This window comes from Streptomyces sp. 13-12-16 (assembly GCF_002114215.1).
Classification (GTDB): Bacteria; Actinomycetota; Actinomycetes; order Streptomycetales; family Streptomycetaceae; genus Streptomyces.
Genome location: NZ_NCTE01000147.1, coordinates 1 through 5,806, shown reverse-complemented (window position 1 = coordinate 5,806; position 5,806 = coordinate 1). Strand labels below are relative to the sequence as shown.

6 protein-coding genes are annotated in these 5,806 nt (G+C 75.0%); 3 read left to right on the top strand and 3 right to left on the bottom strand.

The genetic code is table 11. The features are described 5' to 3' along the window. Window positions 1-606, bottom strand: a 606-nt coding sequence (locus B7767_RS06930; protein WP_306297945.1) for a carboxyl transferase domain-containing protein, incomplete at its 3' end; no start/stop codon positions are given. Then, window positions 599-2,047 carry an acyl-CoA synthetase gene (locus B7767_RS06925; protein WP_085571366.1) on the bottom strand — a complete coding sequence of 483 codons (1,449 nt, stop codon included), beginning with the start codon at window positions 2,045-2,047 and terminating at the stop codon, window positions 599-601. The genes B7767_RS06925 and B7767_RS06930, both read right to left, overlap by 8 nt. 226 nt (window positions 2,048-2,273) lie before the next feature. On the opposite strand from B7767_RS06925, the gene B7767_RS06920 reads away from it, so the two are divergent. Further along, on the top strand, window positions 2,274-3,146 hold the full coding sequence (locus B7767_RS06920; RefSeq protein ID WP_085571365.1) for a RimK family alpha-L-glutamate ligase: 873 nt from the start codon (window positions 2,274-2,276) through the stop codon (window positions 3,144-3,146). On the opposite strand, the gene B7767_RS06915 is transcribed toward B7767_RS06920, so the two are convergent. Next, a complete protein-coding gene (locus tag B7767_RS06915) occupies window positions 3,127-3,738 on the bottom strand; it encodes a hypothetical protein (protein WP_085571364.1) in 612 nt (203 codons plus the stop codon). The two genes, B7767_RS06920 and B7767_RS06915, sit on opposite strands and share 20 nt — an antisense overlap. Before the next feature lie 174 nt (window positions 3,739-3,912). Here B7767_RS06915 and B7767_RS06910 point away from each other — a divergent pair, with 174 nt between their 5' ends. Together B7767_RS06910 and B7767_RS06905 are read left to right on the top strand one after the other, a co-directional pair. Next, entirely contained in the window at window positions 3,913-4,686 is a 774-nt protein-coding gene (locus tag B7767_RS06910; RefSeq protein WP_085571363.1) for an IclR family transcriptional regulator, read from the top strand. Further along, a complete protein-coding gene (locus B7767_RS06905) occupies window positions 4,683-5,537 on the top strand; it encodes an SMP-30/gluconolactonase/LRE family protein (RefSeq protein ID WP_085571362.1) in 855 nt (284 codons plus the stop codon). The genes B7767_RS06910 and B7767_RS06905 overlap by 4 nt, the downstream gene beginning before the upstream one ends. Window positions 5,538-5,806 lie beyond the last annotated feature (269 nt).

The following is a 5,806-nucleotide window of genomic DNA, read 5'->3' as shown; positions in this document are numbered from 1 at the left end:
GTCCGCCGCACCCGCCGCCACCTGCGCCTCGGCCGTGTACGCCGCCGGGTCCGCGTCCACCGGCCGCACCCGTGAGCCGGCGAAGCCGACCTGCGCGCCGGGCAGGGCGAGGACCACGTCGGCGCCCGCGCCCAGGGTGGCCCATCCACCGCCGGTCGTCGGATCCCGCACCACCGCGATCTGCGGCAGCCCGGCCTCCCGGGTGAGCGCCGACTCCCGCGCCACCCGCTGGAGCTGGGTGAGCGCGAGCATGCCCTCCTGCATCCTGCTGCCCCCGGTGGCGACCAGCGGCACCACCGGCAGCCCGTGCCTGCGGGCATGGGCGTACGCCGCCACCAGACGGTCGCCGGTGCGTTCGCCGAGCGAGCCGCCGAGGAAGCCGAACTCGAAGGCGACGACGACCGCCCGGGTGCCCCCGATGCCCGCGGTGCCGCAGACCACGGACTCCTGCTCGCCGGTGCGTTCGGCGGCACGGGCGCGGGCGGCGCCGTAACCGGGCCAGCCGAGCGGGCCGTCGGGGGACGGCTCCCCCGCGGGGTGGCCGAGTTCGGTGAAGTCGTCCGTGAGGAGGGCGACGACCTCCCGCGCGGACAGCCGGTCAGCCACGGGACAGCGCCCGCTTCATGATCTTCCCCATGTCGTTGCGGGGAAGGGCGTCGAGGTGGTGGACCACGCGCGGCCGCTTGTGCGGGGCGAGGCGCCCGGCGACATGGCCGGCCAGCTCCTCCAGGCCGGGCGGGGACTGCGGATCCGCCGGCACCACCCACGCCACGATCCGCTCGCCCAGGTCGGCGTCCGGCTCCCCGGTGACCGCGGCCTCCCGCACCCCCGGATGCTCCAGCAGGGCGTTCTCGATCTCACCCGCGCCGATCTTGTACCCGCCGCTCTTGATCAGGTCGGTGGCCTTGCGGCCGACGATCCGGACGTACCCGTCGGCGTCGCGCACCGCCATGTCCCCGGTGCGGAACCAGCCGTCGGCCGTGAACGCGGCGGCCGTCGCGTCGGGCCGGTTCAGGTACTCCGTGAACAGGTTCGGCCCGCGCACCTGGATCTCGCCGACCGTCTCACCGTCGTACGACGCCACCGGCGACCCGTCCTCCTCCACCAGCCGCAGCTCCACGCCCGGCAGCGGCACGCCCACCGTGCCGGGGCGGGCCTCGCCGTCCACACGGACGCTGGTGTTCATGAGGGTCTCCGTCATGCCGTACCGCTCGACGACCCGCCGCCCGGTCGCCGCCGCGATCCGCTCGTGGTCGTGCACGGGCAGCGCGGCGGACCCCGACACCAGCAGCCGCGCCCCGGCCAGCGCCTTCACCAGCTCAGGCCCGTCGGGCAGCGCCTCCGCGAGGCGGTGGTACATCGTCGGCACACCGAACAGCATGCTCGCGCCGCCGTTCAGCTCGCGTGCCACGCCCTCGGGGGTGAACCCGCCCAGGTGACGCACGGAGCCGCCGCGCCGCAGCGGGCCGAGGATGCCGAGGACGAGGCCGTGCACGTGGAACAGCGGCAGCCCGTGCACCAGTACGTCGTCACCGGTCCACCGCCAGGCGTCGGCGAGGGCGTCCAGGGTGGTGGCGATCGCGCGGCGGGGGATGACCGCGCCCTTGGGCGGGCCGGTGGTGCCGGAGGTGTAGACGATCAGGGCGGGGTCCTCCGGGTCCCGCCCGAGGTCGTCGGGGAGCGCACCGCGCGCCGCCGGGTCCACATCGACGCGGGGCAGGCCGCCCAGCGGGGCGGGCGGTTCCTCGCCGGGCGCGGTGAGGAGCAGGTCCGGGGCGCTGTCGGAGAGGATGTGGCCGAGCTCCTTCCCGCCCGACTTCGGGTTGAGCGGCACGACGGTCACCCCCGCGACCAGTGCCGCGGTGACCGCGACCGCCGTCTCGAGCGAGGGCGTGGCCCATACGGCGACCCGGCGCGCCCCCGTCAGGGCCCCGGCCACCGCGCCGGCCGCCGAGGCGAGTTCCCCGTACGTCAGTGAGCGTTCGCCGAAGCGCAGGGCGGGCCGGTCGGCCGGGCCGTCGGTCAGGGCCGGGAAGAGAGAGGACACGGGGCGTACTCCTTGGCTCGCTGTCGGTCGAAGACGGTCGGTACCCGCCGGACCAGGGTGCCCTACCGATCCCGAGGGCCGGACGGGGGCGGGCGGGCTCCGGCCACCGGAGCCTGCCGGGTTTCCGCGACCGGTACCGGGCCCTCACCGAAGGGGAGGCCGGGTCGCCGGGCGCGATTGCTAGCCTGCTCGTCGATCGGCTGTTCGTATGGAGGAGTGAGTCGTCGTGCCCCGTATCGCGCTCGTGACCTGCCGGCCCGGACCCGACGTCTCCGAGGACCGGGACCTGCCGGGGCTGGTACGGGCGCTGGAGGAGGCCGGGGCCGAGGCGTCCGCCGAGGTGTGGGACGACGACGCCGTCGACTGGGCCCGCTTCGACCTCGCCGTGATCCGTTCCACCTGGGACTACAGCTGGCGGTCGGCGGAGTTCACCGCGTGGGCCGAGCGGTGCGGCACGCTCACCCGGCTGGCCAACCCGGCGGACGTGGTGCGCTGGAACACCGACAAGCGGTACCTCGGGGACCTCGCCGCCGCCGGGGTGCCGGTGGTGGACACCCGGTACGTCGCGGCGGGCGACCCGCTCGACCTCCCGGACGGCCACGAGTTCGTCGTCAAGCCCACCTCGGGCGCCGGCGCCCGGTTCGCCGCCCGCTACACCCCCGACGAGCACGACACGGCCGTACGGCACCTGCGGCGGATGCACGCCGAGGGGTTCACCGCGATGGTGCAGCCCTATGTGCGCGGCATCGACACCACCGGCGAGCGGGCGCTGCAGTACTTCGGCGGGAGCCTGCTGCACGCCGGCCGCAAGGGCCCCGTCCTCGCCCCCGGCACCCCCTACGACCAGCGCAAGGTGGCCCACCCCGGGCTGACCGACTGGACCCCGACCCCCGAAGAAGTCGCCGTCGCCGGGAAGGCGCTGGCCTCCGTGCCGGGCGGGCCCGAGCTGCTGTACGCGCGCGTCGACCTCGTGGACGGGGAGGACGGCCGGCCCCGCGTGATGGAGCTGGAACTGGTCGAACCGAACCTGTTCCTGTGGCTGCACCCGGAGTCGGTGCCGCGCGTCGTGGAGGAGATCCTCAAGACGGCGGTCCGCTGACCCTCGTACGCTGCAGCAGTCCCCATGTGAACTCGGCGACCACCTCGCGCCGTACGCCGCTCGCGTCCGGGGCCGTGAAGGCGAGCCCCCACCGCGTCGGGGCCGAGCCCTCCAGGGGGCGGGCGGGTGCGAAGGCGCGGGCGGCCTCGTCGACCGTGCAGGACCAGGGCGTGAGGTCCTCCACGGTGCGCAGGGCGGGCGGTTCGGCGCCCGGCGCGCGGACCAGCCACTCGTTCCACACCGCCCCGCCGGCCGCCGGGACCAGCACCTCGAAGCGCAGGGAGGGCCAGAGCGGGACCGGCCACCGCCACGCCTCGCAGTCCAGGTCGCCGATCCTGCGCGGGGTCCGGGACTCCGGCTCGCCGAGCACGGACCGGTACCGGGTCAGGGCCGGGCGGGAGCGCGGTGAGCGGACCATCGCCTGCCAGCGCTTGTTGGCCTCGCGCATGTCCGTGAGGGAGACGCCCAGTGCGCGCCGGGCGTCCTCCACCGGGCCGGGCTGGTGATCGGCCATGCGGCGCAGCAGCACGAGCTGGAAGTCGAGCGGGGTGAACGGGGCGGCGGGGCGTCGTCCGGTGGGCACGGGACCCATCGTCGCGCACCGGGGCCGCTCCGGGGCGGGAGTTCCCTGCGTACGGCGGTGGAAACGGCCGTCCCATTGCCCGGGGTCGGCCCGTATGGCTACCCTGTGTGTTCGTCATTCCGATCGCCTGTTGAAATCTCGAACGAACGCAGGCGCCTGAGACACATAGGGAGGGGGCCGGTCGTGGGACGCCTCGTACCAGCCGTGACCCGGGCTCTCGACATTCTCGAGCTCTTCCTCGACGGGGACGGGACGCTCTCCGCCCCCGACATCGTGCGCAGGCTCCAGTTGCCGCGCACCACCGTGCACGAGCTGGTGACCACGCTCGCCGCCCGGAAGTACATCGTCCCGGTGGCGGGCCAGCCCGGACGCTACCGGCTCGGCGTGCGCCCGTACCAGCTCGGCGCCCGCTACGCCGAGCACCTCGACCTCGCCGCCGAGGGCCAGCAGGTCGCCCGCTCGGTCGCCGAGACCTGCGACGAGACGGTGCACGTGGCGATCCTGGAGGACACCGACGTCATCTACATCGCCAAGGTGGACTCCACCCACGCGGTGCGGATGGTGTCGGCGGCCGGCCGCAGACTGCCCGCCCACTGCACCTCCGTCGGCAAGATGCTGCTGGCCTCCCTTCCCGAGCACGAACTCACCGCGCGCGTCCCCGACGACGCCGAGCTGCCCGCGATGACCCCCAACAGCATCACCGACGTGGCCGCCCTGCGCGAGGCCCTCGCGGAGATCCGTGCCCGGGGCGTCGCCGTGGAGAGCCGCGAGTCCAATCCGGACGTCTCCTGCGTCGCCGCCCCGGTGCGCGACCGTACGGGGCAGGTGGTCGCCGCGCTGTCCATCTCCGTACCGATGATCCGCTGGAGCGACGAGCGGCTCGGCGAGCTGGAGCAGCTCGCCGCGAAGGGTGCCGCCGAACTGTCCGAGCGGCTGGGTCACAGGAGCGCGGCATGACACACACCTACGACGTCGCCGTCCGTGCGGAGGCGGCCCTGGGCGAGGGCCCCACCTGGGACCCGGCCACCGGCCGCCTGCTGTGGATCGACATCCTCGGCTCCCGCGTCCACACCTGGGACCCGGCCACCGGCCGGCGCACGGTCCGCCGCACCGACCAGCACGTGGGCGCCGTCAAGCCCCGGGCGGGCGGTGGACTCGTCCTCAACCTGCGGGACGGCATCGGCCTGCTCGACCCCGACGGCACCTTCCGCTGGCTGCACCGCGAGGCCGTCCCCGGCCGCCGCGGCAACGACGCCGCCGTCGCCCCCGACGGCAGCCTCTTCGCGGGCACCATGCGGTACGACGAGGCGCCGTGCGGCGGCACGCTGTCCCGGGTCACCGGAGACGGCACGGTCAAGGTCCTCCTCGACGACGTGGCGGTGAGCAACGGCACCGGCTGGAGCCCGGACGGGCGGCTGATGTACTACATCGACTCGCCGACCCGGCGCATCGACGTCTTCGACGTCGGCGAGGCGGACGGCAGGATCACGAACCGCCGCTCGTTCGCCGTGATCGAGGACGGGGCGGGCTTTCCCGACGGACTGTGCGTCGACGCCGACGGCTGCGTGTGGGTGGCCCTGTGGAACGGTGGCGCGGTGCGCCGCTACACCCCGTCCGGGGAGCTGGACCGGGTGATCCCCCTTCCCGTCCCCCTCGTCACGGCCTGTGCCTTCGGTGGGCCCGACCTGACGGACCTCTACGTCACCACGGCCCGCGTGGGCCTGACGGCCCCGCACCCCCTGGCGGGCTCGCTGCTGGTGGTGCCGGGCGCGGGCAAGGGGGTGGCCCAGCCGCTGTTCGCGGGCTGATTCCAGGCCGCCCCCGCCGCCCCTTCCCGCCCCGGAACCGGGGCTCCGCCCCGGACCCCGCTCCTCGAACTCCCCCGGAGAGGCTGAAAGCCGGCCCCTCCGGCGTTTGAGGAGCGAAGCCGGGAGTGGGGGAGGGCAAGGGCGGCGGGGGCGAAAACCCCCTGGGCTCACACCCCCGTACGGTCCAGCCCCCGCAGCACCGCACGCTCCCCCGGCGTCAGCGGGGGCTCCACCGACGGCGGCAGCGGGGACCCGGCCAGCACCGCCAG

Coding starts and splice junctions, on each gene's coding strand:
- B7767_RS06905 (WP_085571362.1), top strand. CDS start 4,683: ATGACACACACCTACGACGTCGCCGTCCGTGCGGAGGCGGCCCTGGGC.
- B7767_RS06915 (WP_085571364.1), bottom strand. CDS start 3,738: ATGGGTCCCGTGCCCACCGGACGACGCCCCGCCGCCCCGTTCACCCCG.